The organism is Veillonella magna DSM 19857 (genome assembly GCF_000428745.1).
Lineage (GTDB): Bacteria > Bacillota > Negativicutes > Veillonellales > Veillonellaceae > Veillonella_A > Veillonella_A magna.
Map to the genome: position 1 here is coordinate 17,265 of NZ_AUAN01000013.1, position 26,980 is coordinate 44,244.

General features: G+C 41.3%; 28 protein-coding genes and 2 tRNA genes. 4 read left to right on the forward strand and 26 right to left on the reverse strand.

Annotated elements, in window-relative coordinates; translation table 11 throughout:
* The first annotated feature begins 79 nt into the window (after nucleotides 1–79).
* Both G344_RS0105550 and G344_RS0105555 read left to right on the forward strand, forming a co-directional pair.
* Nucleotides 80–163 (forward strand) — tRNA-Leu (locus tag G344_RS0105550).
* A 111-nt stretch (nucleotides 164–274) separates the two neighbouring features.
* Nucleotides 275–358: transfer RNA gene (locus tag G344_RS0105555), tRNA-Leu, on the forward strand.
* A gap of 146 nt (nucleotides 359–504) precedes the next feature.
* On the opposite strand, the gene G344_RS0105560 is transcribed toward G344_RS0105555, so the two are convergent.
* The 7 genes from G344_RS0105560 to G344_RS0105590 all read right to left on the reverse strand — a co-directional run bounded on the left by G344_RS0105560 (nucleotide 505) and on the right by G344_RS0105590 (nucleotide 9,038).
* Entirely contained in the window at nucleotides 505–1,629 is a 1,125-nt protein-coding gene (locus G344_RS0105560; RefSeq protein WP_028255344.1) for an aminotransferase, read from the reverse strand.
* A 185-nt stretch (nucleotides 1,630–1,814) separates the two neighbouring features.
* Nucleotides 1,815–2,387, reverse strand: coding sequence for a nitroreductase family protein (locus G344_RS0105565; RefSeq protein WP_028255345.1), 573 nt, complete (start codon nucleotides 2,385–2,387; stop codon nucleotides 1,815–1,817).
* A gap of 350 nt (nucleotides 2,388–2,737) precedes the next feature.
* Entirely contained in the window at nucleotides 2,738–4,930 is a 2,193-nt protein-coding gene (gene katG, locus G344_RS0105570) for a catalase/peroxidase HPI (protein ID WP_028255346.1), read from the reverse strand.
* Between the two features lie 514 nt (nucleotides 4,931–5,444).
* The gene (locus G344_RS11480; protein ID WP_051245788.1) at nucleotides 5,445–7,073 is read right to left on the reverse strand and encodes an ArnT family glycosyltransferase; all 1,629 of its coding nucleotides are present in this window, start codon (nucleotides 7,071–7,073) and stop codon (nucleotides 5,445–5,447) included.
* Between the two features lie 14 nt (nucleotides 7,074–7,087).
* On the reverse strand, nucleotides 7,088–7,951 hold the full coding sequence (locus tag G344_RS0105580) for a hypothetical protein (protein WP_028255347.1): 864 nt from the start codon (nucleotides 7,949–7,951) through the stop codon (nucleotides 7,088–7,090).
* Between the two features lie 15 nt (nucleotides 7,952–7,966).
* Entirely contained in the window at nucleotides 7,967–8,485 is a 519-nt protein-coding gene (locus tag G344_RS0105585) for an anti-sigma factor family protein (RefSeq protein ID WP_028255348.1), read from the reverse strand.
* The gene (locus tag G344_RS0105590; RefSeq protein ID WP_028255349.1) at nucleotides 8,475–9,038 is read right to left on the reverse strand and encodes an RNA polymerase sigma factor; all 564 of its coding nucleotides are present in this window, start codon (nucleotides 9,036–9,038) and stop codon (nucleotides 8,475–8,477) included. Before G344_RS0105590 ends, G344_RS0105585 begins: the two co-directional genes overlap by 11 nt.
* 305 nt (nucleotides 9,039–9,343) lie before the next feature.
* Here G344_RS0105590 and G344_RS0105595 point away from each other — a divergent pair, with 305 nt between their 5' ends.
* A complete protein-coding gene (locus tag G344_RS0105595) occupies nucleotides 9,344–10,453 on the forward strand; it encodes an SLC13 family permease (RefSeq protein WP_038155050.1) in 1,110 nt (369 codons plus the stop codon).
* A gap of 110 nt (nucleotides 10,454–10,563) precedes the next feature.
* Here G344_RS0105595 and G344_RS10785 read toward each other — a convergent pair whose 3' ends face one another.
* The 19 genes from G344_RS10785 to G344_RS0105690 all read right to left on the reverse strand — a co-directional run bounded on the left by G344_RS10785 (nucleotide 10,564) and on the right by G344_RS0105690 (nucleotide 26,043).
* Entirely contained in the window at nucleotides 10,564–11,025 is a 462-nt protein-coding gene (locus tag G344_RS10785) for a hypothetical protein (protein ID WP_038155052.1), read from the reverse strand.
* A 55-nt stretch (nucleotides 11,026–11,080) separates the two neighbouring features.
* A complete protein-coding gene (locus G344_RS0105605) occupies nucleotides 11,081–11,533 on the reverse strand; it encodes a cupin domain-containing protein (protein WP_028255351.1) in 453 nt (150 codons plus the stop codon).
* Between the two features lie 11 nt (nucleotides 11,534–11,544).
* Nucleotides 11,545–12,636 carry an ethanolamine utilization protein EutH gene (gene eutH / locus G344_RS0105610; RefSeq protein WP_028255352.1) on the reverse strand — a complete coding sequence of 364 codons (1,092 nt, stop codon included), beginning with the start codon at nucleotides 12,634–12,636 and terminating at the stop codon, nucleotides 11,545–11,547.
* Between the two features lie 12 nt (nucleotides 12,637–12,648).
* Nucleotides 12,649–12,918: a EutN/CcmL family microcompartment protein gene (locus G344_RS0105615; RefSeq protein ID WP_028255353.1), complete on the reverse strand. Its 270-nt coding sequence runs from the start codon at nucleotides 12,916–12,918 to the stop codon at nucleotides 12,649–12,651.
* A gap of 11 nt (nucleotides 12,919–12,929) precedes the next feature.
* Nucleotides 12,930–13,463 carry a hypothetical protein gene (locus G344_RS0105620; protein ID WP_028255354.1) on the reverse strand — a complete coding sequence of 178 codons (534 nt, stop codon included), beginning with the start codon at nucleotides 13,461–13,463 and terminating at the stop codon, nucleotides 12,930–12,932.
* 12 nt (nucleotides 13,464–13,475) lie between these two features.
* Nucleotides 13,476–14,102 (reverse strand): ethanolamine utilization phosphate acetyltransferase EutD, encoded by a 627-nt coding sequence (gene eutD / locus G344_RS0105625; protein WP_028255355.1) that lies wholly within the window; start codon nucleotides 14,100–14,102, stop codon nucleotides 13,476–13,478.
* The gene (locus G344_RS0105630; protein ID WP_028255356.1) at nucleotides 14,090–14,701 is read right to left on the reverse strand and encodes a hypothetical protein; all 612 of its coding nucleotides are present in this window, start codon (nucleotides 14,699–14,701) and stop codon (nucleotides 14,090–14,092) included. The genes eutD and G344_RS0105630 overlap by 13 nt, the downstream gene beginning before the upstream one ends.
* Before the next feature lie 63 nt (nucleotides 14,702–14,764).
* The gene (locus G344_RS0105635; protein ID WP_028255357.1) at nucleotides 14,765–15,055 is read right to left on the reverse strand and encodes a BMC domain-containing protein; all 291 of its coding nucleotides are present in this window, start codon (nucleotides 15,053–15,055) and stop codon (nucleotides 14,765–14,767) included.
* A gap of 40 nt (nucleotides 15,056–15,095) precedes the next feature.
* Nucleotides 15,096–16,580: an acetaldehyde dehydrogenase (acetylating) gene (locus G344_RS10790; protein WP_051245790.1), complete on the reverse strand. Its 1,485-nt coding sequence runs from the start codon at nucleotides 16,578–16,580 to the stop codon at nucleotides 15,096–15,098.
* Nucleotides 16,567–17,229 carry a BMC domain-containing protein gene (locus G344_RS12220; protein WP_028255358.1) on the reverse strand — a complete coding sequence of 221 codons (663 nt, stop codon included), beginning with the start codon at nucleotides 17,227–17,229 and terminating at the stop codon, nucleotides 16,567–16,569. Before G344_RS12220 ends, G344_RS10790 begins: the two co-directional genes overlap by 14 nt.
* A gap of 10 nt (nucleotides 17,230–17,239) precedes the next feature.
* A complete protein-coding gene (gene eutL / locus G344_RS0105650; RefSeq protein WP_028255359.1) occupies nucleotides 17,240–17,893 on the reverse strand; it encodes an ethanolamine utilization microcompartment protein EutL in 654 nt (217 codons plus the stop codon).
* A gap of 11 nt (nucleotides 17,894–17,904) precedes the next feature.
* Nucleotides 17,905–18,810 (reverse strand): ethanolamine ammonia-lyase subunit EutC, encoded by a 906-nt coding sequence (eutC, locus tag G344_RS0105655; protein ID WP_028255360.1) that lies wholly within the window; start codon nucleotides 18,808–18,810, stop codon nucleotides 17,905–17,907.
* A gap of 14 nt (nucleotides 18,811–18,824) precedes the next feature.
* Nucleotides 18,825–20,189 (reverse strand): ethanolamine ammonia-lyase subunit EutB, encoded by a 1,365-nt coding sequence (locus G344_RS0105660; protein ID WP_028255361.1) that lies wholly within the window; start codon nucleotides 20,187–20,189, stop codon nucleotides 18,825–18,827.
* A gap of 16 nt (nucleotides 20,190–20,205) precedes the next feature.
* Complete coding sequence (gene eutA / locus G344_RS0105665; protein ID WP_028255362.1) at nucleotides 20,206–21,642, reverse strand: ethanolamine ammonia-lyase reactivating factor EutA; 1,437 nt, start codon at nucleotides 21,640–21,642, stop codon at nucleotides 20,206–20,208.
* A 93-nt stretch (nucleotides 21,643–21,735) separates the two neighbouring features.
* Complete coding sequence (locus tag G344_RS0105670) at nucleotides 21,736–23,154, reverse strand: histidine kinase N-terminal domain-containing protein (RefSeq protein WP_038155054.1); 1,419 nt, start codon at nucleotides 23,152–23,154, stop codon at nucleotides 21,736–21,738.
* Between the two features lie 12 nt (nucleotides 23,155–23,166).
* Nucleotides 23,167–23,739, reverse strand: coding sequence for an ANTAR domain-containing response regulator (locus G344_RS0105675; protein ID WP_028255364.1), 573 nt, complete (start codon nucleotides 23,737–23,739; stop codon nucleotides 23,167–23,169).
* An 18-nt stretch (nucleotides 23,740–23,757) separates the two neighbouring features.
* A complete protein-coding gene (gene eutS / locus G344_RS0105680) occupies nucleotides 23,758–24,105 on the reverse strand; it encodes an ethanolamine utilization microcompartment protein EutS (protein WP_028255365.1) in 348 nt (115 codons plus the stop codon).
* Between the two features lie 15 nt (nucleotides 24,106–24,120).
* Entirely contained in the window at nucleotides 24,121–25,251 is a 1,131-nt protein-coding gene (locus G344_RS0105685) for a 1-propanol dehydrogenase PduQ (protein ID WP_028255366.1), read from the reverse strand.
* A 210-nt stretch (nucleotides 25,252–25,461) separates the two neighbouring features.
* Nucleotides 25,462–26,043 (reverse strand): cob(I)yrinic acid a,c-diamide adenosyltransferase, encoded by a 582-nt coding sequence (locus tag G344_RS0105690; RefSeq protein ID WP_028255367.1) that lies wholly within the window; start codon nucleotides 26,041–26,043, stop codon nucleotides 25,462–25,464.
* A 222-nt stretch (nucleotides 26,044–26,265) separates the two neighbouring features.
* Here G344_RS0105690 and G344_RS0105695 point away from each other — a divergent pair, with 222 nt between their 5' ends.
* Entirely contained in the window at nucleotides 26,266–26,703 is a 438-nt protein-coding gene (locus G344_RS0105695; protein WP_028255368.1) for a EutP/PduV family microcompartment system protein, read from the forward strand.
* The last annotated feature ends 277 nt before the right edge of the window (nucleotides 26,704–26,980 follow it).

The window sequence follows — 26,980 nt, forward strand, 5'->3', positions numbered from 1 at the left end:
TCTAGCACAAATGGAATTTTATAAAAAAAAGTATTGACATACCTTACGATTATCCGTATAATAGCTATTGTTCCGATGTGCCGGAGTGGCGGAATGGCAGACGCACTTGACTCAAAATCAAGCGGGTAACACCGTGTGGGTTCAAGTCCCACCTCCGGCACCAAGCTAAAGCGAGTATCTTAGGATACTCGCTTTTATATTTCATATATTTTTATTTTATCTCCCATATTGACAATCAACCGTATTATAGATATAATAAGTATCGTTCCGATATGCCGGAGTGGCGGAATGGCAGACGCACTTGACTCAAAATCAAGCGGGTAACACCGTGTGGGTTCAAGTCCCACCTCCGGCACCAGCTAAAGCGAGTATCTTAGGATACTCGCTTTTTTGTTATTATATCCTTATAGCCTTAAACCTATTATGGAATACCGTACATGGCACTGTAGCATACTACGTGTTCTCCTATAACTCTACTTTTTATTTTTTCAGTAGATGCCCCACTTATTTTATAGTAGCAAAGTATTCACTGATGGCCGCTAATCCCTTTTTTAAAGTTTCCGTACCATATGCATAACCGATACGGAACGAATACGGTTCATCGAAGCAATCCCCCGGTGTCACAAAGGCACCGGTCTTTTTATACATAGCTTCACAAAGATCATACGACGGAATAGCAATATCGTACTGTACCAAAGCAGTGGTTCCTGCTTTCGGCTTTACATAACTTACATGCGTTTCCGATGCTACCCACGCATCAAGAATGTCTAAATTTTCTCGTACAATACGACGACTCCGTGCTAACAACACGTCTTTATGTGCCAACGCTTTTCCGGCAATGTATTCATCTAATAATCCGCAGCTGATTAAATTATAGTCGCGATGACGCAAGCAATTTGCAATGACATCCGTATCCCTAGAAGCAATCCATCCCAATCGAAGACCGGCCAGCGAAAATACTTTGGACATACTGCTAACAGAAATTCCTTTTTCATACATATCGGCAATAGACGGACACCATTCATCACTTTGTGATAAATGACGATACACCTCATCGCAGAGCACCCAGGCATTATTCTCTCTGGCAATAGCGACAATCTCTTCTAAGATCCCTTCGTCCATCAGTGCCCCCGTCGGATTATTCGGGTTGTTTAAGCAAATCATTTTTGTCTGCGGTGTCATCAATTTACGTAATTCATTGAGGTCCGGCAAATAATCATTTTCTTTCTTCAAGCGAAGTATGTCCACCTTAGCTCCCAACGAAGCGGGAATCGCATATAGCTGTTGATACGTAGGGGCTACGCTAATCACATGATCGCCGGGATTAATCAGCGATAAAAAGACATGATGGTTAGCACCGGCGGCACCATGGGTGGGTACGATATCCTTCGGCGTTACCGTCTTGTACAACGATGCAATGCCTTCCTTAAAGTCCGGCGCTCCTACAATATGTCCATAGGTCATACGCTGCTCCATCAATCCCTTTGCAAACACATCCGGTGCTTCTCCGATAAGCGTTGCCAATTCCGTCAACGAAATAGAATCCACACAGGTTTCCGCAATGTTATATAAGGCGCCCTCTTCCCAAGCATTCATCCATTCTTCTACAGCAAACGGTGCAATGTTCATAGTATATCCTCCTTATAAAAAATCCTTATAAAAAAAGCAACCGCAGCTCTTCCTTATAGCGTCAACAACGCCGTACCTACGGAAAAGCTTCGGTTGCTTATCACCCTTCACCCGGTGGTGAAGGAAGCATATCTATTTTATTTTCCACTATAATAACATAGACCCGCTTATAGCGTCAACATGATTTACTTGATAACACGCACGCGCTGATTAATATCTTCCGCTGCCTTAGGACCCGGTTCACTCACAATACCACCGAACGGCATTTGCGCATCCAAATGCCATTCTTCCGGAAGCTGAAGCAATGTTTTCACTGCTGCATCAATCACCGGATTATAGTGCTGAATGGATGCACCGATTCCTAATTCATGTAAACCGGTCCACACGGTAAACTCAAGCATTCCCACAGCCTGTGCTGCCCAATGCGGAAAATTACCGGCATACGCAGGGAATTGATCCTGCAACGCCTTCACGGTTGGTTCATCCGTAAAATACAAGACCGTACCGTAACCGGCTTTGAAGCTATCAATCTTCTCACGCAGTACCTTGCCTTCAAATGCATCATAAATAACATCCCACAATTGTTTATGTTTGTCACCGAGGACGACAACGGCACGAGCGCTCTTCATGTTAAACGCATCCGGCACCAATTCCGTTGCCTTTTTCACAAAGTCAACCACCGCCGTATCATCCACCGGCAACCGATCGTTAATAGCATAATAGGTTCTACGTGCATTAATTACATCTAACGTTTTCATAGTACATACTCCTCACTTTGTACTCTGCTTCTTACCCATGAGCAGCCCATGAACAGACACTATATATAACGCGCTATGCTCCGAACGACTACAAAGAGTATCCCTCTGCTACGATTCGGCTCATAATAAATGACAACTTATCTCATCGATGAACCTATTATAATCTATATCGAACTCTTTTGCAATACTTTTTTAATGTAACTTTAATTTTATCTTATTTAATTTTATTTTTATGCCATTCGTTTTATATCTATTACTGTCATCTTCGTTCCCACAGCACAAACACTGCTTTTGTCATCCCATGATACCAACCACATTGCCATTGGTATGAAATAAAACAACAATCGGTCTTACCGCACATCAAAACGATCGGCATTCATAATCTTGGTCCATGCTTTCACAAAATCATGAACTAATTTTTCTTCGCCATCGTCAGCTCCGTATACTTCGGCCAATGCACGCAACTCGGAATGAGCACCGAAGATTAAATCTACTCGCGTAGCACACCATTTACGTTCGCCTGTCTTGCGATCAAAGCCTTCATAAATTCCTTTTTCCGAAGCACTGGGTTTCCATTCCGTGTTCATATCGGTAAGGTTTACAAAGAAATCATTCGTTAAGGCCCCTTTTCTTTCGGTGAATACACCTAAATCGGAATCGCCGAAATTAGTACCCATTACACGCATGCCCCCAATTAATACCGTCATTTCCGGAGCAGTCAAGGTTAATAACTGTGCGCGATCAACCATCAATTCTTCCGGCATAACGGCAAACTCTGCTTTTTGGAAATTCCTAAATGCATCCGCCTTCGGTTCCAACACACCGAAGGAAGCGGCATCGGTCTGTTCCGCCGTAGCATCGGTACGTCCCGGCGTAAAGGGAACAACGATATCATAGCCCGCCTTCTTAGCGGCCATTTCAATACCTACGCTGCCACCGAGAACGATAAGATCGGCTAAGGACACCTGCTTACCGTCCTTCTGATGAGCCGCATTAAAAGCACTGCGCACCTGTTCCAACGCTGTCAACGTAGGCAGTAAGCTATCCGGTTCATTTGCCATCCAGTGCACCTGCGGTTCCAAACGGATGCGTGCACCGTTAGCCCCGCCTCGCTTATCCGATCCACGGAAGGTCGATGCCGACTTCCACGCCGTTACGATGAGCTCCCGCTGACTGATTCCAGATTGACGTAGCCTATCTTTTAACTCATCCACATCAGCCGCTTCGATTTGTTTATACGTAGCCTTAGGCACCGGATCTTGCCAAATCAATTCTTCCTGCGGCACATCCGGACCAAGATAGCGTGAACGCGGTCCCATATCGCGGTGTGTCAATTTAAACCATGCCCGTGCGAAAGCATCAGCAAACTCATCAGGATGCGCTAAGAAATGTTCACAAATTTTCTTGTACGCCGGATCATAGCGAAGTGCCAAATCGGAGGTCATCATCATCGGCGCATGACGCTTTGTAGGATCTGCCGCATCCACTACCGTCTTAACCGATGGATCTGCCGGCACCCATTGGAAGGCACCGGCCGGGCTTTTCACTAAATTCCAATCATACGCAAAGAGTGTCTTTAAATAACCCATATCCCATTTAGTCGGATTCGGCTTCCAAGCACCTTCGATACCGCTGCCGATGGTGTCGCCACCCTTACCGGATTTATAATCGCTTTTCCAACCGATGCCCATCTGTTCAATCGGTGCCGCTTCCGGTTCCGGTCCTACATGTGTAGTCTTACCGGCACCATGCGCCTTACCGAAGGTATGACCACCGGCAATCAACGCTACCGTTTCTTCATCATTCATCGCCATGCGCGCAAAGGTAGTTCGAATATCCTTCGCCGAAGCCACCGCATCAGGCATACCGTTCGGTCCTTCCGGATTCACATAAATCAATCCCATCTGCGTAGCCGCTAACGGATTTTCCAATTGCTTTTCCTTTTCATGACGATTATCGCCAAGCCAAGTCTTTTCTTTGCCCCAGTATACATCCTGCTGCGTTTCCCACACATCTTCGCGACCACCGGCAAACCCAAAGGTTTTAAACCCCATATCCTCCAATGCACAGGTCCCGGCCAAGATAATTAAATCGGCCCATGAAATTTTACGACCGTATTTACGTTTTACCGGCCAAAGCAATCGACGCGCTCTATCGAGGAGTACATTATCAGGCCAGCTATTAAGCGGGGCAAACCGCTGCGTACCATCCGAAGCACCGCCGCGACCGTCCGCCATACGATACGTCCCCGCACTGTGCCAAGCCATGCGAATAAACATAGGCCCGTAATGACCGTAATCCGCCGGCCACCAATCTTGCGAGTCCTTCATCAAAGCTCGTAAATCTTTTTTAACAGCATCCAGATCAAGTGATTCAAACTCTTTCGCATAATCAAACTCCTTCCCCATGGGGTCGCTGAGTTCGGAATTCTGACGAAGAATCCCCAAATCCAATCGTTCCGGCCACCAATCACTGTTCTTCGTTCCCTGTGCCGACACGCCATGTCCGAAATGACCTGTAACAGGGCATTTCATTTCTGCCATAATAAGTCCTCCTTTTTTTCTCGATTAATGAGAATACATATAGATACTTTCATAATTAGCCTCTACTATTCTTTGTCATTTTCTGATACTGCATTACATAGCTACCTATATGATTTCCTATCATTAATCAGATTTTTAATTGCTTTTCAGTTCTTTTGTTCTCTTTTTATCGTAAACTATTTCATACTCCATAAACAATAATCAATATTGATTATTGTTTATGTGGTTAGTATACTCCCCTACTTTATAATTGACAATCATTATTTTTTAATAAATCGCGAGAACAATTTACATTTTGTGATAAGCCGTACTATATTTGTCATACAATGTACTTTGCTTCAATTACTAGATGTATTCATAAATAAATCTAACCTATTAAACGATAAAAACCATCCGTTACCAAGCAACCTGCTGTTACTCGATAACGGATGGTTCTATTCTCTTTCTCTCATCCAATACTAACTATGTTTCTTCTGCTCTTTTCTCTTCTCTCATGTATAGCCAAACCAACAAATCAATATGCCTTATACAGCACCCAATTCTTACCCAGACGTTGTACTTCTTTGCATCGCCCTTCCGGCACATATTGCTTAAAATGCTCCACATCACCGGTGCGCACATATATATAGGCCGGATGATCCGCATTGTATGTACCGGCATACACATCGGCTACCAATTTAGACGGATGCTCCGACGGCATTACCGTTTTCCCTATAGCCCATACATCGGTAATCGGCTTGTTGCCATATGTTAACAGCATAGCGCTGTGCCCGGAGTAGTACACGTAAGAAGCAGAAAATTTACCGTAGAAATACACATCATCACTTTGCTTCATCGTATACGCATTAGCTAACTCCGCGCCGGAACGGGAGTTCATCACCGGCGCTAGTAAAAATGCCGCTATCGTATACACCGATACAATCGCAGCCACCGCATAGCCCAGTGCCGTCACCGCCTGTTGGTGACGATAATAAATACGGTATCCGGCTATACTCAACAGCACTACCGCCATTAGCATGAGAAGCAGCGCTTCATGATTGTCCGGCAAGAATTTCCAACCGGCGCCGACCAGAATAATGGCTAACAGCAAAACTTCACCAGATACCAACAGACCATAACTGCACCGACGCAAGGCTACGTTTCCACTCCATATCTCTTCCAATCCCATAGCGGCGATCACGGAGAATCCGATGAGCGAAATATAGGTATATGTCATATACTTCGTTGCCATTACACTATAAAAGAGTATGGTTACCAGGCTCCATGTCAGCGCATACCGGTACACATTATTTTTCGGTGCCTTCCACAAGCCATAACCTACCAACGGCCCCCACGGCATAGTTCCCAACAACCAAATAACAATATAGTAGTACCATACATTATCCTCCGGATGTTCGGAAATCGTAGCCCGTATGTAATTGTGCAATCCCAAAAATCCTTCCACAAAATCCATACCATGAGCATAATACATATATAGATACCAAGGCAATGCCACAATGGCAAAAACGAAAAGTCCCCAAGGATGGAACAACAAGCGCAACTGTTTCCACTGCTTTTGCCCGATCAAGTACGCCAATAAAATAATACCGGGCAACACCAAGCCTACAGGCCCTTTATCAAGGACGGCCAACCCGGCCATCGCGTAGGCCAGACATAAATACCTAACCGAATACTCACGCAGTGCCAAGAAGGCAAAGACAAACGTTCCCAAGCTAAATAAAAATAAATATTGATCCGTAATGACGCCGTGACTGATGTACCAAAACTCTAAAAAGGTACTCATAATCAACGAAGACCACAGTGCCATGCGACTATTCGCGGTCATGCGTTTCACCCCGTAATACATGAGCACTGCCGATAGCCCTGCGGCAATGACCGACGGAAACCTGGCTGCAAAATCATTCATTCCCCATAAGGAGTATGAGCCAATCAGCATCCAATACGTCCATATGGGTTTATCATACCATGGATGGCCATAGATGTAGGTCGTTAAAAAATCCCCACGCAAGAGCATCTCCTTCGCCGTCAACGCATAATTGGATTCCACCGGATCCGTTACAGCCAAGGCCCAATTGAACAAACTATACAACACAATAACCGCTAACCCTACACCCCATGCCTTTTGCCAATCACATGGTTTCATTATTATTTATGTCCTCATTTCTTTCTTCTCGATACTACGATACATACACTGCCAAAACCGGCCAGCGTACAAACAAGACCGACTAAAATACCTACCACAGGAATTGCCGTGACCAAAGCCAAAGCAAAACCACCGTACGCATACATTTTAGTGCGACTTACTAACGCTCCGTCTACCATGGCCGTCACAATGTGATGACCGATCGCCCCGGCTACACCGACAATACCAACAATACAAGCGATACCGTGTAACGCCATGAGCAGCAGAGCAATGGGAATACCGATTCCCGTCATGGCCAACGCTACCTCGCCCCCAACGAGTACCAATGACCACAACAACCCATAGACGATATTCTTCACAAAATACGCATCCGTAATCCGCCGCAACGATTCGCATGCATTACCGCTGAGTCTGCTCAACAACGCCGGTAACACGACGAGTATCACAAAACCTACCAGTCGCACAAAATCCATAAACAAGGCTAATAGCCCGGCTAGCGGAATACTGATTAAGGTTGTCACATCCTCACCTAAATGAATGATGCCGTTCCCCACTTCCGCACCGGAGTGCATCGTCATGTGACCACCGAAGACGAAGACACGATCCTTTACATACGCACCTTCACCTAACGTAACATCACCGTTAACAACCACGATATTATCCGTTACCACACCATCAATAACCGCATTACCGCCGATGACAATCAAATTATGAACGGAAGACCCTACCGGCACCGTCGTATCCTGCCACTGCACTACATTGCGATGATTGGCAAAACTCGGTAATGTCCACGTATGTGCCTCCGCCACCGACTGCCATGGCAAAAGCAATAGTGCCACCATAACACATAGCTGCCAAATATATTTCCCTAGCTTCATATAACATCCTCTCGCTTACACATATTCATGATTTCTCATATATCGAATTCCATATACACCGGCAAGAACCATAACCAACCATATGAGGCCCCAGCCATGATTTAGCGTTACTGCCACCAATGACAGACTGGCCGCTAATCCCAGCAATCCGCCGACTACACCGGCTACAATACTTCCTACGGGTATCACAATCGGTAATAAACCGACCACTACCACGGCGGCCATCACCGTCAGCCATGTACTGAGCATCGAAAGCGCACCCACATATCGTGACCGCTCCGCCGCCGGTAGCACCATGTCTTTCTTAGCTTCCAGCTGTTCAATCTGCGCCATAACCGCTGCAGTAAACTCATCATCCACCTCCGGTAAAGGCATGGCCTCCTGCACCAGAGCCGACACAGCCGCAATATCTGCCAATGCATCGCGACACCCCAGGCATTCATGCAAATGCCCTTCCACAGCTATTCGTTCCACTGCATCCAATTCATTATCATAGTATGCATTTAATTGTGCTCTGCACGTATCACATGTCATTGTGCCAGCCCTCCTTTATCAATCGTATTTTAAGCTCATTCCGTGCCGCATGTATCCTAGACTTTATCGTCCCCAACGGAAGCTTTAGTATCTTTGCTATCTCCTCGTAACTAAAGCCTTGTAACTCACGGAGTATTAATACTGTACGCTTTTCTTCCGATAACCCCCGCAAGGCTTGCCGCACCGTCTCGCGAGTCACAATGCGATCCGCTTCCTCCGATGCCACAGCCAATCGACTGGCCCCTTGCTCCTCCGCCATTTCGGTTATCTCTTCGCGACGCCTGGCAATGGCCTTCTTGCGATTTAAACTTAAATGGGTCACGATGGTGACTAGCCACTGATAAAACGCTTCTTCATGAGTCAATTCACGCAAAGACATATACGCCTTTACAAACGCATCCTGTGCTACCTCCTCTGCATCCTCTCGGTTTTGCAAAATCCCCCAAGCAACGGACACAATATGTGATTTATACCGATTCACCAACCAGGCAAAGGAGGCTGTATCGCCTTGCTTGGCTCGTTTGATATGTTCTGTTAACGACAACTCCTTCACCTGATCACTCCCTTCTTTCTCAAACAGTCCCTCGGTGATTCCCGTACGGCTCTTTCCGTATAAGCATTTCCATACAGAAGTTTTCGTACAGATATTTCCATGCAGTTACTCACGTGTAGTTACTCCCGTGTAGTTATTTCCCTATTGCTATTTTTAACCGTTACATATATAAAAGACAACGCGTCGGTTAAAAAGTTCATCACTTCCAAAAAATTTTACGATACCTTTTTAAAACTGCGGTGAATTGAGGATGAATGCCACATGAAGTATAATAGGTATGTCGTATAGAAAGTGAGGTTCTTCGTATGCATCATCTATATCGCTGGGCAAAAAAAGATTTCGTACTGTTCGCTTCTTTTGTACTTGCCCTGCTATCTTGCATCATCGTTCCGCCTTCAATGGCGTACATCCAATACATAGATTTACATACATTACTTTTACTGTTTTGCTTAATGGCCGTGGTGGAAGGATTGCATCGTGCCGAGGTCTTCGATCATATTGCCCATTACTTTCTCCGTCATATGCATACCGAACGCCACCTCGTCATGCTACTCGTCCTCCTCTGCTTCATCAGTAGCATGTGCATTACCAACGATGTAGCCCTCATCACCTTTGTCCCCTTTGCCATCATGCTGCTACGCAATGCCGACTTGACTTCGCGCATTACCTCTACCGTGGTGCTTATGACCATTGCCGCCAACATGGGAAGTATGCTCACACCTGTAGGCAATCCGCAAAACCTATATTTATATCGTCTATCCGGTTACAGCCTGAGCCAATTCATGGGGATTATGCTTCCCTACACTACAATCGCATTACTACTTTCTTTTATCTTTATTCTTTTGAAAACCAGCGCTCATTCCTTTACCGCACACATATCACCGCCGGTACCGCTGAAACAACGGCAAGCATTCTTTTACGGCATTCTCTTTTTGCTTTCCTTAGCCAGCGTTGTTCATTGGATTTCCCCGTGGTATCTGCTACTCATCGTAGGAGGCAGTATCCTTTGTTATCAACCGGATCTACTGCGCAAGCTGGACTACTCCTTGCTACTTACCTTCGTCTTTTTCTTCATACTCAGCGGCAACCTAAAATCCTTCGGTCCCCTTCATACCTTACTGCAACAACTCATTACCGGTCACGAACGGCTGACTGCTATCGTCGTGAGTCAGTTTATCAGCAATGTACCGGCGGCCCTCCTTCTCTCCGGTTACACCGAAGACATTACCGACCTCATCATCGGCTGTAACCTCGGTGGACTGGGAACATTGATTGCTTCCATGGCCAGTGTTATTTCCTATAAATACGTAGCCCATGACCTACCCCAGCAACGCCTTCGCTACCTTTTGCGCTTTAGCTTTTACAGCATCACATTTTTAGCCTGCATCGTAGCCATTGATTATTGGATGGCATAAAAATACCCCGTATACAACAGCAAGCTTGCCATAAAGAACTATGACAAAACTTCTATCTGTATACGGGGATATTTTCTATCTTAATTCTAAGATAGTTTGTGTACATACAATCATTCTACAATATCGTAAAGCTTCTTAAAAATTTCTGGGTCACACGGATATTCTTCTCCATTAACACCGCGAATGATCCAATCTCCTGGATTTGTCTTAACTATTCCATTCAAAGTTAGTAAATACTGTTCCTCAGTAGACTTCACAGCAGTTAATTCATTAGGCTTATGTCGTATATGAGTTACCTTGCTATCTCTACTTTGCTCATATGCTTGCAAAGCTATCACTTCATCAGCACATTGATTATCTAATACGGTACGGATTTCTACCGAAACGCCTACAGACAAATTTAATTGTTCCAGCTTACGTACAAAGTTTGTATCAAAGTTAAGCGCTAACGGAGTATCATCCTTCAGACCTTTAGTAACATAGCATCCGTCCTGTTGAGATATGGTTAAATACCTATATCCCAGCAAATATGCTGCTTCAAGTACCGATGTTATATTTTTCTTAAAATCCATAAAAATCCTCCTATACGCCAATTCCCTACCGCATGATAACCAGTGAATATTTTTCTTATTCAGTGGCTTGTGACTGCCAATCTGCGGGATAGGTTACATACATAAAACGAGCTTTTTCCGGAACGGAAAATTTAATAGTACTCCCCTTCGGAATAAAAATTATCTCACCAGGGCCAGCAGTTACTGTCCGACCATCAATGATAATAGATAGTGTTCCTTCTATCACATAATCTATTTCGTCATAATTTAGCGTCCAATCGAAAGTAGTCTTTTCCATTACCATAAGGCCACAGCCCAACCGTGGGCTTTCCTTTAAAGAAACTAAGTCCTTTGTATATACTACATCTGCCACATTCCCCGTGTTTAATCTATCTTCTTCCCCTACATTAACAACAGGCAAGTTAATTTTGATGATACCACTACTATCTATAGATTTTGAAGGCATAAACTTTTCAGTTATAACCTGCCGTACTAAAGCTTCTATAAGATTTCTAGTTTCTTGTTCCATTTACAGGCTCCTTATTTACTATTTTTCCCCAAAATACGATTAGACATAAAAATAGCAACCATAACTGCTGTAATACCAGCCACTAATTTTCCTACAATCATTGGAAAAATCATTTCCTTAGCTACCCCAGCCGTAAATCCCAAATGATCTCCAAGCACAAAGGATGCCGATACCGCAAACGCAACATTAAGAATCTTCCCTCGAGTATCCATATCCTTCATCATTTGAAACATAGGAATATTGTTTGCCAACGTAGCAACCATCCCTGCTGCAGCAACTTCATTCATTCCCAAAGCGGCTCCCATTTTCAAAAGCGGCTTATTGAATACTTTCGTAATAAATGCTACTAAGCAAAATGCTCCAGACAAAGTCAAGGCAATACCACCTACAATTTCAATACCTTCAGTAACAGGTGCTATACCATCAATGACAGTAATTCCTACTAATAGCTGCAAGGCTCCTAAAATAAGACCTAGCACTGCAACGATAACCACTCCCTGTCCAAAAACAGTAAAGCACTTAATCATCGTATCCGGTATTAGCCAAAGCCCTATGATAACTAACAAAGCAAAAATAACAATTGGAACTAAATTAGATAAAATCATACCTAACGGCATTCCTGCTGCCAATCCACCGGCTAAACAACCAATAGGAATAGTAACGATACCACATAAAACGCCAGTGGCTAAATACTGGTGATCAGATTTTTCAATAATTCCTAGAGCAACCGGTATAGAAAACACAATGGTTGGCCCCATCATGGCTCCCAGTATAGCTCCTGCAAATAAGCCGGCCTGTTCATCCAAGGCCATTTGCTTTGCCAATGCAAAACCACCCATATCATTGGCCAACAAAGTAGTGGCAAACATAGATGGGTCTGCACCTAACATGGTATATACCGGAACAACAATAGGACTTAACACTTGGGCCAAAATGGGAGCTATAGTAATGATCCCAACCATAGACATTGCTAAAGCCCCCATAGCCATAATGCCTTCCTCAAACTTTTCTCCAAGACCAAGCTTACCTCCGAAGCATTTATCAAGTCCGCCTATCACCATGAATACTACCATTATATACATGATAATTTCATTGATACTCATTATAATACCCTCCTACTCCTCGATTTCTATGGAGTCGACAACACCGACAATCATCGCATCAATGGGAACCATAGTATTCTCTGCTGATATCCTAGCTGCTTCACCCACAGAAACCAGAACCGTATCACCTACACCAGCTCCTGCATTATCAGCTGCTACCAAGGAGTCTCTTCCGACAAAACCTGATCCAGTAGTTAACTTTACCACCATAAATTTCCAACCATTTAGCTTGTCATCTTTTCTTGTCGACCACAAACTACCTATTACTGTTCCTACCAGCATGGACTATTCTCCTATCTGCGTGTCATCTTTTTAATATAATCATATGCTAAAGGTGTTACTATAGCATGCAAAGGTATATCCTTTCCTTCAGCCACTAAAACCTGTGCTTTAGATAAGGTAATAACTTCCTTAATAACTGATGAGTTTCTATCTTTACTCTTATGATAATTGATGGTATTAATTTCTGGCGTAGTATTTTTAAATGTAATGCCATAAGCTATGCACTTATCATACGCTGTTTTACATGTCTTCCAAAAAGCATACTTCATTTGACGCGGCTTTTTTCGACTGTCAAACTCCGAATGACAAACGACTACTGTCTCCTTTCGAGAAATAGCCGCCACAATTTTTTTTGCCTGTTCTGAACGAGGAGTCAAATTGGCAACTTCACAGAGCTCAGTACAACTCAATGATTTTATCTCTATCGGATATGGCTTATCTGTAGCCTCTAATTGCTTACATAAATCACTATTTGTATTACGTAACCTATGACACAAGAGGGCTGTTACTACCTGAACGAGTTGTTCCATCTCAATAACAGTCATAGAACCACTCCTTTACAGAATAATCTTACCTCTATTTTCTGAGGCAAAACCACATGCATTTGCCTCATCATAGTCGATGTGCATCGCTGTACTGTATCTATCACTAACACGTATAATAACATCATCAAAAATTAAAGGTCTAGACGTATATGTTTTTACCTTCACAACCTGACCATTTGACACATTGTTTTTTCTTGCATCCTCCGGTGTCATGTGTATATGCCTTTTAGCTACAATTAAACCTTCTTTTAATACAATACTTTTATCTTTATACATAATTGTTACAGGAGCACTTTTTTCGATATCGCCACTTTCACGTACTGGAGCATGTATCCCCATCATACGTGCATCAGTGAGAGATACTTCCACTTGCGTCTTACCGCGCTCAGGTCCAAGAATAACAACATTAGAAAATTGTCCCTTCGGACCCGCAATCGTTACACGTTCTTTACATACGTACTGTCCTGGCTGTGACAAATCACGTACTTTAGTCAGTTGATAGCCTTCTCCGAAAAGACTTTCTACGGCTTCTCTATTTAAGTGTACATGTCGCCCCGAAGCTTCAATTAATACTGTATTTTCTCTATCCTCAATTTGCTTTACTACCTCTCGAACAATCTCTTCAACTATTGCTTGCACCTAATCACCTCCTCATTATTAATAAACTTTCTATAAGAATTAGCCCAGTCTCCAAATGTCTTGCTACAATCCCTGCTTTTCATGTACCATTCGATTCTATTTATTTGTCGATTTACTTCACCCACTGAGTACTGCCAAGTACGCCAACTGCAGCATCTAAAATTAAACTTTTCTCCCGGATATGACCAAATAATATTATCAAGAGGACTAGTAAAATCAGATTCTTGCCATCTACGCAACTGATCCTGCTGTTTCTCTATATATTGCCATACTAACGGGCTGAAAAAATCATCCGGTAACAAAGGAAAATATAGTAATTGAATTAATTGACTTACAGCATCTTGTATTTCAATGCCATTACTATAGTCAAATCTATCTGGCAATTCATTTATAGTATTCTTTTCAGATGACACCTCATTAACCATGTTATGACTTGTATCGGGCACATTTTTTTCTACTAATAGAATTTGTTTATCCCTCAACAAGCTTTTTGCGGAAGGTGTGATTACATAAGGAACCTCTACTTCGTAAGTCCCTCTATATTCTATTTCCTTTTTCCGCAATAAGGTTAACAGATCTCTTTCGGTAATCACCCTCATATATGTATCCTCTCTTGTATAGTAGAGAGCACCTATTAGTGCTCTCTACCTAAATACCGAAACCTATTTTTCTACAGCAACATGCGGCAAAATAGCATCTACTTCCATATGTGGACGCGGAATTACATGTACAGAAACTAATTCACCTACTCTTTCTGCAGCTGCGGCGCCCGCATCAGTAGCAGCCTTTACAGCGCCAACATCACCACGTACCATAACAGTGACAAAACCGGCCCCAATCTGCTCTTTACCAATCAAAGTAACATTAGCTGCTTTTACCATAGCATCCGCTGCTTCAATAGCACCAACTAAACCACGAGTTTCGATCATTCCTAACGCATTTGTACTAGACATAATTTTTACCTCCTATTAATTAGCAATAATTACACATCTGTTATTTTAGATGTTGTATAACTTGTTCTACAATAGAACGAATTACCTCTTCTTTTACTACACTGTCATATGCAGTATTTACACTATCGTCCTTTAATGAATCAATACCTTCTGCCGCTTTTAAATCATCTAGTTCAGTAACACCATATGCCACACGACGTAAATTGAATAAATTATCAGGACCCACATTATCTGATGTAGCACTTCCACCTACGGCACCGCAACCTAATGTCAAGGCAGGCGTAATATTAGTCGTAGCTCCAATACCACCAAGAGATCCAGGCGTATTTACCAATAATCTAGATACAGGCTTACGGAGACCAAAGTTTTTTACTACTTCCTTATTTTCGGTATGGATAATAAGAGTATGACCTGCCCCTTCCTGTTCTAGAATGCGAATCGATAAATCACAGGCTTCTTGCCAATTATCTACTGTATACAAGGCAATAATCGGTGCCAGTTTTTCTTTAGAATATGGATGTTTTGGCCCTACTTCCGTTTCTTCTGCAACCAATAACTTTCTATCTGCCGGAACTGTCAAGCCTGCCAATTGAGCTATAGTCTGAACCGATTTACCAACAATTGCAGGATTCATTGTACCGTTAGCACGTAAAATAAATTTAGAAAGCTGTGCAGCTTCTTCAGGATTTAACAAGTATGCCCCTTGTGCCACCAATTCCTTTTTTATTGCCTCTTTATTAACTGTTTCTGCAATAATAGATTGTTCAGAAGCGCATATCGTTCCATTATCAAATGTTTTTGAATCCATAATACGTTTGATAGCAGAAGGAACATTTGCACTTCTTTCAATATATGCCGGACCATTTCCTGGACCAACACCTAAAGCCGGGGTACCGGAAGAGTAAGCTGCTTTTACCATGGCAGATCCACCCGTGGCTAAGATTAAATCGGTATCATCACTCTTCATTAATTCGGAGGTTCCCTCCATTGTAGGTAAGGACATACAAGCTACCGCATCTTCGGGAGCCCCTACTGAAGCGAGTGCTTCTTTTATGATTCTTACAGTTTCTCCAATACATTTTACGGCTGTTGGATGTGGAGAAAAAACAATCGCATTAGCTGCCTTAAGTGCAATCAATGTCTTATAAATAACTGTAGATGTCGGATTAGTGGAAGGAACTAAACCAGCAATTACGCCTACCGGTACAGCCACTTCCATAACTTTGGAAACAGGATCGTCACTAATTACTCCCACTGTCTTTTTATTTTTGATGTACTCATACACACCACGTGACGCAAAAGCATTTTTTAATACTTTATCTTTCCATTTTCCAAAGCCCGTCTCTTCATGAGCCATTTTAGCCAGCATAACTCTAGCCTTATAAGTTTCTTCATAAACAGCCTTAACAATAGCATCAATCTGATCTTGGTTCATTTCTGCCAATTTTTTCTGTGCGGCTTTTGCCTTACGCAGTAAAATTCGGACTTCTTGTACTGATTGTAAATCTTTATCAATCAAGTTCAAATCGTTCACCTCTTTTTACATCATCCATAATAACCCTGATCAAGGTTTTCTTATTTGCAAACTTAATCGCTGTACGTTTAAGACCAGAAACCCGTATACGATAAGCAATTTTTCTTAACTCTAGGACTTTTTTATTATGAAGCCACACTTCAACGCGTTTTAGGAACTCATCTTCATTATCTACGGGAAGTGATTCAATTGCTTCTTCCTTCATATGTTCCACTTTATCTTTCTTATCACTTAACTGTATACTTCCTTGATCAGTCTCATCTATCATCTTCTCGCTTTTTCTCTCTAGAGTTTCATCAGTATCAGTAGATGATGTCTCAGGCAACAGATTATTATTCTGTTCACCATCTTTAATCTCTGGCATGCCTGCCAATTTACCTCCAATCATAGCTGCTGTCATTTCATCAACACGTGATATAACATGCTTGCCTTTTAATCGCCCTAACTTTCCGGCAATATCCGCAGCCGCCTCAACAGCTGCCGTCACCGCTGCCACATCACCAACTACCATAATTGTAGTTAAACCACCACTGATACATTCTGTACTGTTTAACTCAACGTCAGCTGCTTTTAAGGCTGCATCTGCGGCACTGACGGCACCTAGATATCCTCTAACTTCTATCATGCCTAGTGCTCTCATTTATTCCTCCTTAATAACCAACCGGATTGTCTGCTACATTTTGTACTGCCTGAGCAAATGCCGTGCATGCAGCTTTACATGCCGACTGACTTCCGGATAACAAACCTCCACCAAAGTTTGTTTCTGACGGAGGACCATAAAATGCACAAAGAGACACATCTGCTGCCTTCAAAGCTGCATCTAAGCCGACCATTGCTTCGCAGGGAGGTGCAATTAAATAAGCAATTGCTTCGCCTTCACGAATATTAGCTACTTGTGACAAATATCTTCCAGATCGTGAAATTACATGTGCAAAGTAAGGAATAGTATTGTCATCATTGGCACTAATAAAACTTGCTTCGGATTCGATAACCTGAATAGCAGCTTCCAACCCACTAATAATTTCAGCCGGGCTCGGTCCAGCCAGAATTCCTATCACTTCTCCGGCCAACTTAGTTTGTGCATTACCGGCACCAGCATACAGACTTTTAGCATAAACCACATCAACTTCTGCTTTTTTTGTTGCTTCATCCAAAGCAACATAGGTAACATCATCACAATCTGATGTAATAATACCTAACGAACGTTGACTGGAAGTGAGTCCCAATTGCTGTGAAAGTGCACGATCAACATTTGGGATAACCTTGACACTGAGCACATTAGCTCCTAAACGTTCATTTTTCACTAGTATTCCTCCTATGCTCGTTTTAAATCAATGCCAGATTTTTTCTTTTCTAACATCTCTTTGATAACATCTGCAATATATGCGCCGGCTTCTACTACAGGTGTGCCTCCTTTATGAATGTTAGAGATTACAGTACGACGTGCTTCCGGCATACCAATAGTCGGTTTATAAGCAATGTACGCACTCATAGATTCTGCTGTTACCAAACCAGGACGTTCACCTACTAATAAACAAACTACATCAGCTCCACTAATTTCACCTACAGGGTCCATAGCAGGCACACGACAATATTTTACAAATAAAATCTTACCGAAATCTAAATTATATTTTTTTAGTCCTTGCTTAATTGCCGGAATAATATCTCTAATATTGGCTTCAATGGCCGCCGAACTTAGACCATCACCAACCATCATGACAATCTTCGCACCTTTTTCCGTATTATCCGCAATTTTTTTTGCCATTGCATCATCAAAAATTCTGCCATGATCCGGTCGTGTAATATACTCGTCTTTTGTTTTACAAACAGTCTGCAGTGGTACAAAACCCATCTCTTCAACCAATTTAGGATCTACATCTGAGAAAACTGCATCCTGTGCTGCAGCATGATCCGCCCTGAAACGTAAAATGGATTTTGTTTTATATCGTGTACCACAGCGTCCACAGCCTAATCGAGCCGGTGTAAAGGATTTCATTTTTAAATATCCTTCTTTATCATGCGGATTATCTACATATAACTCCTTTTTAATATCAAGCTCTGATAAGTCCGGGATATACGCATCTTCTACTACAGATTTGCTTTCCTTAGGGGTACTCTGCATATCTACGCCACTAGTTGCCCCGGTAACATTGGAATGTTTCCCAGCCACAACATCCTGTAATATTGCTTCAATCATACTTTTCAATTCGGCTTCATTCATCCCTATCACCTCTCTTATTTCAAGAATACCGATGCATCACCAGCTAGCGATGTCAATTTACCATTTTCCATAAAGCCCATTTTTTCAAGCCATAATTCAAACTCTCTAATCGGTCTTAAGTTAAACAACTCTCTAATTGTTGCAGTTTCATGATATCCCGTAGTTTGATAGTTAAGCATAACATCATCGGCATGAGGAATACCCATGATATATGTACAACCGGCTGCAGCTAACATAACTGTCAAAATTTCCATATCATTCTGATCCGCCTTCATATGGTTTGTATAGCAAACGTCACAGCCCATAGAAATTCCTGTCAACTTACCCATGAAATGGTCTTCCAAGCCGGCTCGAATTACCTGTTTAGCATCATACAAATATTCAGGACCGATAAAACCTACTACAGTATTCACGATATACGGATCAAATTTTTTGGCGAAACCATAGCAACGTGCTTCCATCGTTACCTGGTCTGCGCCGAAGTGAGCTTCTGAAGATAATTCAGAACCTTGGCCGGTTTCGAAATACATAACATTCGGACCTGTCACCTGACCTTGAGTGAGAGCCAAATGTTTTGCCTCTTCAAGAATTTCTGCGGAAAAACCGAATGCCGTATTCCCCTTCTCGGACCCTGCAATAGATTGGAACACAAGTCCTGTAGGCGCTCCCCGGCGAATAGCTTCCATCTGTGTCGTAACATGAGCAAGTACACATGTTTGAGTTGGAATATTCCATTCAGAACGGAATTCCTCAAATCGAGTTAAAATACGTCTAACACTTTCTACGGAGTCATCTACTGGATTCAAACCTAATACAGCGTCGCCAATCCCAAAAGACAAACCTTCCATCAAAGACGCCATAATACCATCGATATTATCAGTCGGATGGTTTGGTTGCAAACGTGCTGAGAACGTTCCTGGTCTACCAATTGTTGTATTTGCGGTTTTTTCAATACGAATCTTCTTAGCTGCTACCACTAAATCCATATTCGACATTAATTTGCAAACAGCAGCAACCATTTCCGACGTAAGGCCGCGAGATACTCGCTTAATATCAGTATCGGTGGTAGTATCCGACAAAAGCCATTCTCTTAGTTCTTCCACCGTCCAATTTTTTATGGATTCAAAAATACGTTTATTAACCTGATCGATAATAATACGGGTAACCTCATCCTCTTCGTAAGGAACAACTGGATTATTATACAAATCGTTCAACGTTAATTGAGATAAAACAACCTTAGCTGCTACACGTTCTTCAGAACTGTTCGCTGCTACTCCAGCTAATTTATCGCCGGACTTTTCTTCATTTGCTTTTGCCAATACTTCTTTGATTGAAGCAAATTCATAAGTATTACCAAACAGCCTTGTCTTTAAAATCATTCGCAAATCACTCCTTTTAGTTAAATACCAAGGTTTTAATTATTACTGGCAACACAGCACCTCCTGCTACTGGCATTCCTATATCTACATAATCACCATTTTTTGCTTGTATAGAGTCAACACATATAATAGGGTGACCCTCTGGTAAATATGTAAACAAACTATTTCCTAAGGCTTTCGCCATATCGGATTCTATAATAACTAACAGAGGCTTTCCCATCGTCCAGATTGGCTTCATACCTAACGCAATTCCTTCTGCATAACGTTGAATTTCTTTAAAAGACGGTGCCTTTTCTCCTTGTAACGCTAATGCAATTAGCGGAAGTTCTCCGTCAGAAACAAACCACTCCAGTTTATTCTGTATTCTCTTGCTCATTTCTTCTGGAGCCAGCAATTCATCTTCCAGGGTCAACCGCAATACAGGGATATTCTTTACCGGCAATGTATCTTCTGTATAACTAATTGTGCTTCCACTTACATCAGCGGTATGCGATCCTGCACCAACAACAGTAGCTCGTATTGTTTCCTCTGTTTTTAATATCTGCCTTTCTTTAAATAGTATCGATTCTTTTAAAGATCTCCCTAAAAGTAAGCCGATATCTCCGTATCGATCCCACGAAGAATCCACATCATTGATGCAATCAGCTACTCCACCAGAAAAGGTGACAGATGACACCGTCTCCGGATTAGACAGCCCATGGTTTGTTATTAGTAAGTCATAATAAATTGATTTCTCACCTACACCCGACGCATTTGCAAGCACCTGCACTAAAATAGATATTATAGGCTCTAACTTTTCTATCGTTACAATATCGCCTACATGTATTGAAAGATTCTCTTCACTTATAATGGCTTCAATTTTAGGAGCAATATATAAAATCTTCTTAGTATCTACATCATATTTTATGAGTCGCCCTCCAATATCAAAGCAGGCTGTATCTACAACATCACCATTTTTAAATACAGCTAAATTACTGGTTCCCCCTCCAATATCGTAATTTACAATACATCCACTATAAGCTTTAGAAAGAGCCTCCGTACCTGCACCTTTTCCCGCAATTATACTTTCTAAATCCGGTCCTGCTGTAGCTACAACAAAATCACCGGCATAACCGCTAAGTGCCTGTAAGACTTTTTCCGAGTTCTGCTTTCGTGCCGTTTCACCAGTAATAATCACAGCACCCATTTGTATGTCGTCCTTACTAATACCCGCTTTATGATATTCATTAGCTACAAACTCTTTAATGGCTATTTCATCAATAATTTGTTGATTGATGAGCGGAGTAAATATAATTTCACTCCTATAAATTACCTTTTTATCAGAAATTTCTATGCGTGGTACAGTAAAAGCAGAGGCAAAGTTTTCAACAGTAATCTCCGACAAAATTAACTGAGTTGTTGAAGTACCTAAATCAATACCTACTGTCAGCAACGTATCTTCCTGTTTTTCCATGCGTAAACCTCCAAGTATACAAAAAAGTGCCCAAGCCTATCGCGTAAAACTACGACAAATCGACTTGAGCACCTTTGCTCTTCTGTCATGCAACTACATTGTTACATCATATCGAAAACGAAATGAAACTCTTGTTCCATTTCCATCAGATTCAATTTTTAACTTTCCCTTCAATTTATCTTTTACGTAGCCCTTAATAATCATCATACCTAAGCTGTCTTCATTGACAGCAGAAATATCAAACCCGCTACCGTCATCACTGACCTCGATAAATATTGTAGAATTGACCAATTTTCCCACAACCGTTACATTTCCACCTTGTCGGTCATTATACGCATGGTCAAATACGTTTTGCAACAATTCATTCACAATAACAGAAACAGCTACTACTTGATCAGTAGTTATATACACCTCACTGTCTACTTGCAAACATATTTTTACATCTTTATAATTCGCAAAAATATGGTGGAAGTTATGAACAACCATAGTTAGTGTTTGCTCCAGCAGAGTATAATTTTCCATCTGCTTAGACAGTAATTCATGCGTAGAGGCAATTGCCATTATTCGAGACACACTATCTTGTAAAACTTTTTTCGTCTCTCCATGTTTTGCCCTACGCTCTTGTATTTTTAGTAAGGAAACTATGGATTGCAGATTATTTTTTACACGATGATGCATCTCTTGGATTGCAACAGACTTTAGTACGAGCTCTTCCTCTCTCCGTTTAAATTCAGTTACATCCTGAACTACAACGACTAAGCGTTCTCTTAATGCAATCCAACTATGCTTAATAACAAAATAATAATGTAAATACTTACTTTCAGAATCAATAGACCAATTCCCTGATTCTCTTTCAATTTTAAACTTAATATAGTCAAAAGTTACATAATCCAAGGTCAAATTATCATATGACATTCCGATAATATTATTGCGATATCCCAGCCGACGATAAAGCTCTTTAGCACCTGCATTTGCTGACAACAAAATCCCTTTTGCATCAAACACTAATACATTTTCAGATAATTGATTAATAATAAAATCATCTGTAATATAATTCGTATCTATGATAGCCTCAATACTAGTCTCATTCTCATCGCTCGGAATACTTCCATCGGTTTCAATAATTAATGTTCCAATAACCTTTGCGCCATACTTAATTGGATAAATCGACTGTCTTATTAACTTACCTTCCTGAGACAAAGCAATCAATCCAATAGAATTAATTCCTAGTTGCATAGTCCGTAGCACTCCCGGCTCATTTTCCATAAGTGCATCCAAACCAACCACAGCATGGTCATACATAGATGGCTTTGACAATGGCGTCCTATGATAGACAACCAATGCATCTTTCTTAATTTCATTGAATACATCTACAAAAACATCCGCATCAGGAGCGACCGCTTCGGTTTCCCAATAAGAAATTACTTTTAAAAGCTCTTCAATTTCATCATCAGTTAAACTAGTAAATTGCTTGCACAATTCCACCACTTTATCTTTAAATTCAGTACTCAATGGCAACACCTATCAATCATTATCCATAAGAATCAACTCCGCTATTTCCTTCATTTTAGCACGTTTATCCATACTTAACTTGCGCAAATGTCGATATGCTTCATCCTCACTAATGTTTAATGATTGCCCTAATACACCTTTTGCTTTTTCAATAATCTTCCGTTCTTCCAGACGCCTCTTCAATGCTTCTATTTCGGCTTCAAGATTTTGCGTTTGCTTTCCCTTAGCTATCGCAACTTCAATTGTTGGAATTAAAGACTTCTCATCAATAGGTTTTACTAAATACCCTGTAGCACCTATTTTTTTTGCCTTTTCCGTATTATCAGAATCACTGTAAGCAGTAAGAAAAACTATGCTACATGCTAATTTATCTTGCGCAATTTTCTTAGCTGCTTTTAACCCATCAAGAATTGGCATCTGAATATCCATCAATACCAAATCAGGTTTTTCCTTACGGCAGATTTCTACAGCCTCAAATCCATCGGCAGCCTCGCCACAGATCTCATAATCAGCCTCGATTAACATATCCTTTATATCTAATCGAGTGATTGGCTCATCGTCTACAATGACTATTCTACCTTTCATATGAACCCCTCTTCTATATTACGTTCTCGTCACCTCGCACCCAAGTGCAAAGTGTAAAATATTCCTCAACCCGTCTACCACAGCTCTCAATGCCGTTTCAACAGAGCTTACATCACCATAAATAATAACCGAACCGGAAAAACGATCGACAAATCCAATCTTTACATCCCCGCTTTTAGTAGCAATATCAACAGCGATAATAGCAGCCTCCGCCGGAGTAATAGTAAGTATACCTAACGCATTATACACGTCTGTCGGTAATCCAAGTTTGGTATAAATTTCTTTCGTAGGATTCGCAATAATATGTGCCAATGTTATCTGTTTACCGGGCACATATTCTTGTATCATTCTCTGCTTTTCTTCCATACACGGCTCCTATAACTATATAAGGCCTTTCAATAAAACTACAACCTCTTCCTTCGTTGGAACCTTGGGATTTGTTGATGTACAAGCATCAGCCAAGGCCGCATCAGCTAAACTATCTATTGCTTCCATAAAGTCCGCTTGATTAACACCACAGTCACGAAGTGTAAGTGGCATATTCATAGAGCGCTGTAAACTACAAACCTTTTTTATAAAAGCTAGAACACCCACTCTTGGATTATCAATAACTGAAGCTCCAATCGTTTTTGCTAACTTTGCATACCTAGCGGCTGCCTCTGATTTAGCTGCCCCGCACGATGGTAAATCAGCATTATACATAATCACATGTGGTAAAATGAGTGCATTCAATCGACCATGCGGGATGTGGAATTGTCCTCCTATAGCATGCGCTAAACCATGAGTCAATCCAAGTCCAACAGTCGTAAATGCCATTCCTGCTAAACTTGAGGCTAAATGCATCTGTTGGCGCGCTTCCAGGTTATTACCATCATCATACGCCTTTTTTAAGTATGTAAAAACCTGCTGTATCGCATATTCAACAAGGATATCCGCCATAACATTTTTCTTAGTAGCTACATATGCTTCTACTAAATGAGATAAAACATCCATTCCTGTATCAGCTGTTATTGCCGGAGGAACGCTTTTTACAAGCTGAGGACTAAGTATTGCTATGTCCGGTTGAATTTCATCAGTAACTAATGGGTATTTTACCCCTTTTTCTTCATCAGTAATAACCGAGAAATTAGTTACTTCAGATCCTGTACCACTAGTAGTCGGTATCGCAATAAATGTGTTTGCCTTACTATCACCGGTTCGTTTTGAAAAGTAATACATAGCCTTTGCTGCATCAATGGAGGAACCTCCCCCAATAGCTATAATAGACTCCGGACTTACCTCATTAATTTGTGCAGCTCCCTTTGCCACTACTGAGATTGGAGGATCCGGTACAATATCCGAAAAAACATTTACTGTTTTTGAAGACAATTGTTCCAGTACCAAATCCAATAAGCCCGATTTTTGAATAAATGGATCTGTAACGATAAAGAAGGATGTTTCCTCTCTATTTTGAAGCTGCTGTAATGCATCTTCACCAATCCACAAATTTGTAGGGAACTTTATTGATTGCATACATGTTCTCCTATCCTAAAAACAAAAAAAGAAGCCTAACGCAAGACAAAACAGTCCCGCGAAAAGCTTCATTGCATTAAAACCCATGTACGCCGTTGTACATCCTCAATCTTCATGATTATAATTTATACCAAACCAAATCATATGTCAACAGAAATATAAATATTTGTTATGCATAATAATTATAAATAGTCACAGAGATTATAAGAACTACAATCCTTTCTCCTTAATTTTATGAAATACCTCTGCGCTTCGTTCATAGAACACATCATTTACATCTTCTCGAAAATTAAAATAACGTGCTATCGCATAAAAATAATCTGACAAGCGATTAACGAAAGTAATCACTATCGGTGAAACCATCACCGTGGTATTTAATCGAATGATACGTCTTTCTGCCCTTCTGGCAATCGTCCGTGCCACATGAAACAGCGCCGCAAGTCTACAACCTCCGGGTAGAATAAAACGATTAATATCTGGGGCCGCATCTGTATAGTAATCAATACGTGATTCAATCCAGGATATGGCTTCTTCCGAAATTACAGGTCCTCGCAAATTCGTTTCGGGCGTGGCTAATTCGGTTCCAATATCAAATAAGAAATTTTGAATCGTTACAATTTCTTTATACTCATCTTCATATGATTTTCCCATAAATGTAGCAGCATAACCAATCCATGAATTCAACTCGTCTATGGTTCCATAACTTTCTACTCTATCCGAATCCTTTGCAACAGCCGCTCCACCAACAAGCCGTGTCATTCCCTTGTCTCCCGTTCCTGTGTAAATACGCATACGAAACTCCTTTCTTATTACATAAGTTACTAAAGTAAGCCTCGTTGCTTTTTTTCACACAGCTCTGTGTTACCTTGATGATACAAAGTAGAAAGTATTTTGTCAATTCAATTTAATTTTACCGTATTGACTAATTGTCTGTTTACATGTTTAATGAAATTAACCCATCCTCAATCTACAAATAAAATTTATCTTTACTACCTAATAAGAAAGGGATTACATATGAAAAAATTAATGTTAGTAGGTCCTATAGGATGTGGTAAAACTACATTAACCCAACGGCTAACCGGTGTAGATCTAACTTATGTCAAAACCCAAGCGTTAGAGTTTCATGATTCTATTATTGATACCCCAGGAGAATTCGTACAACATCGTCTCATGTACAACGCCCTGCTTGTTACTTCCTCTGATGCGGATATTATTGGATTTCTCCTACCCGCTACAGAAAAAGAGCAGATATATTCCCCAGGTTTTACCTCACTATTTAACAAACCTGTTATTGGTATTATTACTAAAATAGATTTATTAGCGCATGAAGACGACTATATTTACGCTGAAGAGCAATTACGAATGGCCGGTGCACATAAAATATTCAGAATTTCTGCCGTTGAAAATATTGGTATCGATAAACTACAAACATATCTCGACGAACTACCTTAACATGTATAGGGGCTATACCTAAAGTAACTCATACTTCTTTTTGTAAGATAATCCTCTTATCCTGACGAAACCCGGTGAGCTTGCTTTGGTATAGCCCTTTTTCCTTGTTAACTCCTTACGGTCACTCATCTTTTCCTTGACTATATTAACTGTCTATTCTACAATGACTCAACTCATATCATCTACCCCAAATCCCCCTTTTGATGTTAAATCTACCCGAAGGGGTATTTACAATGAAAAAACGTTTTGCAGCCGTATTTGCAGCAACTGCTGTATT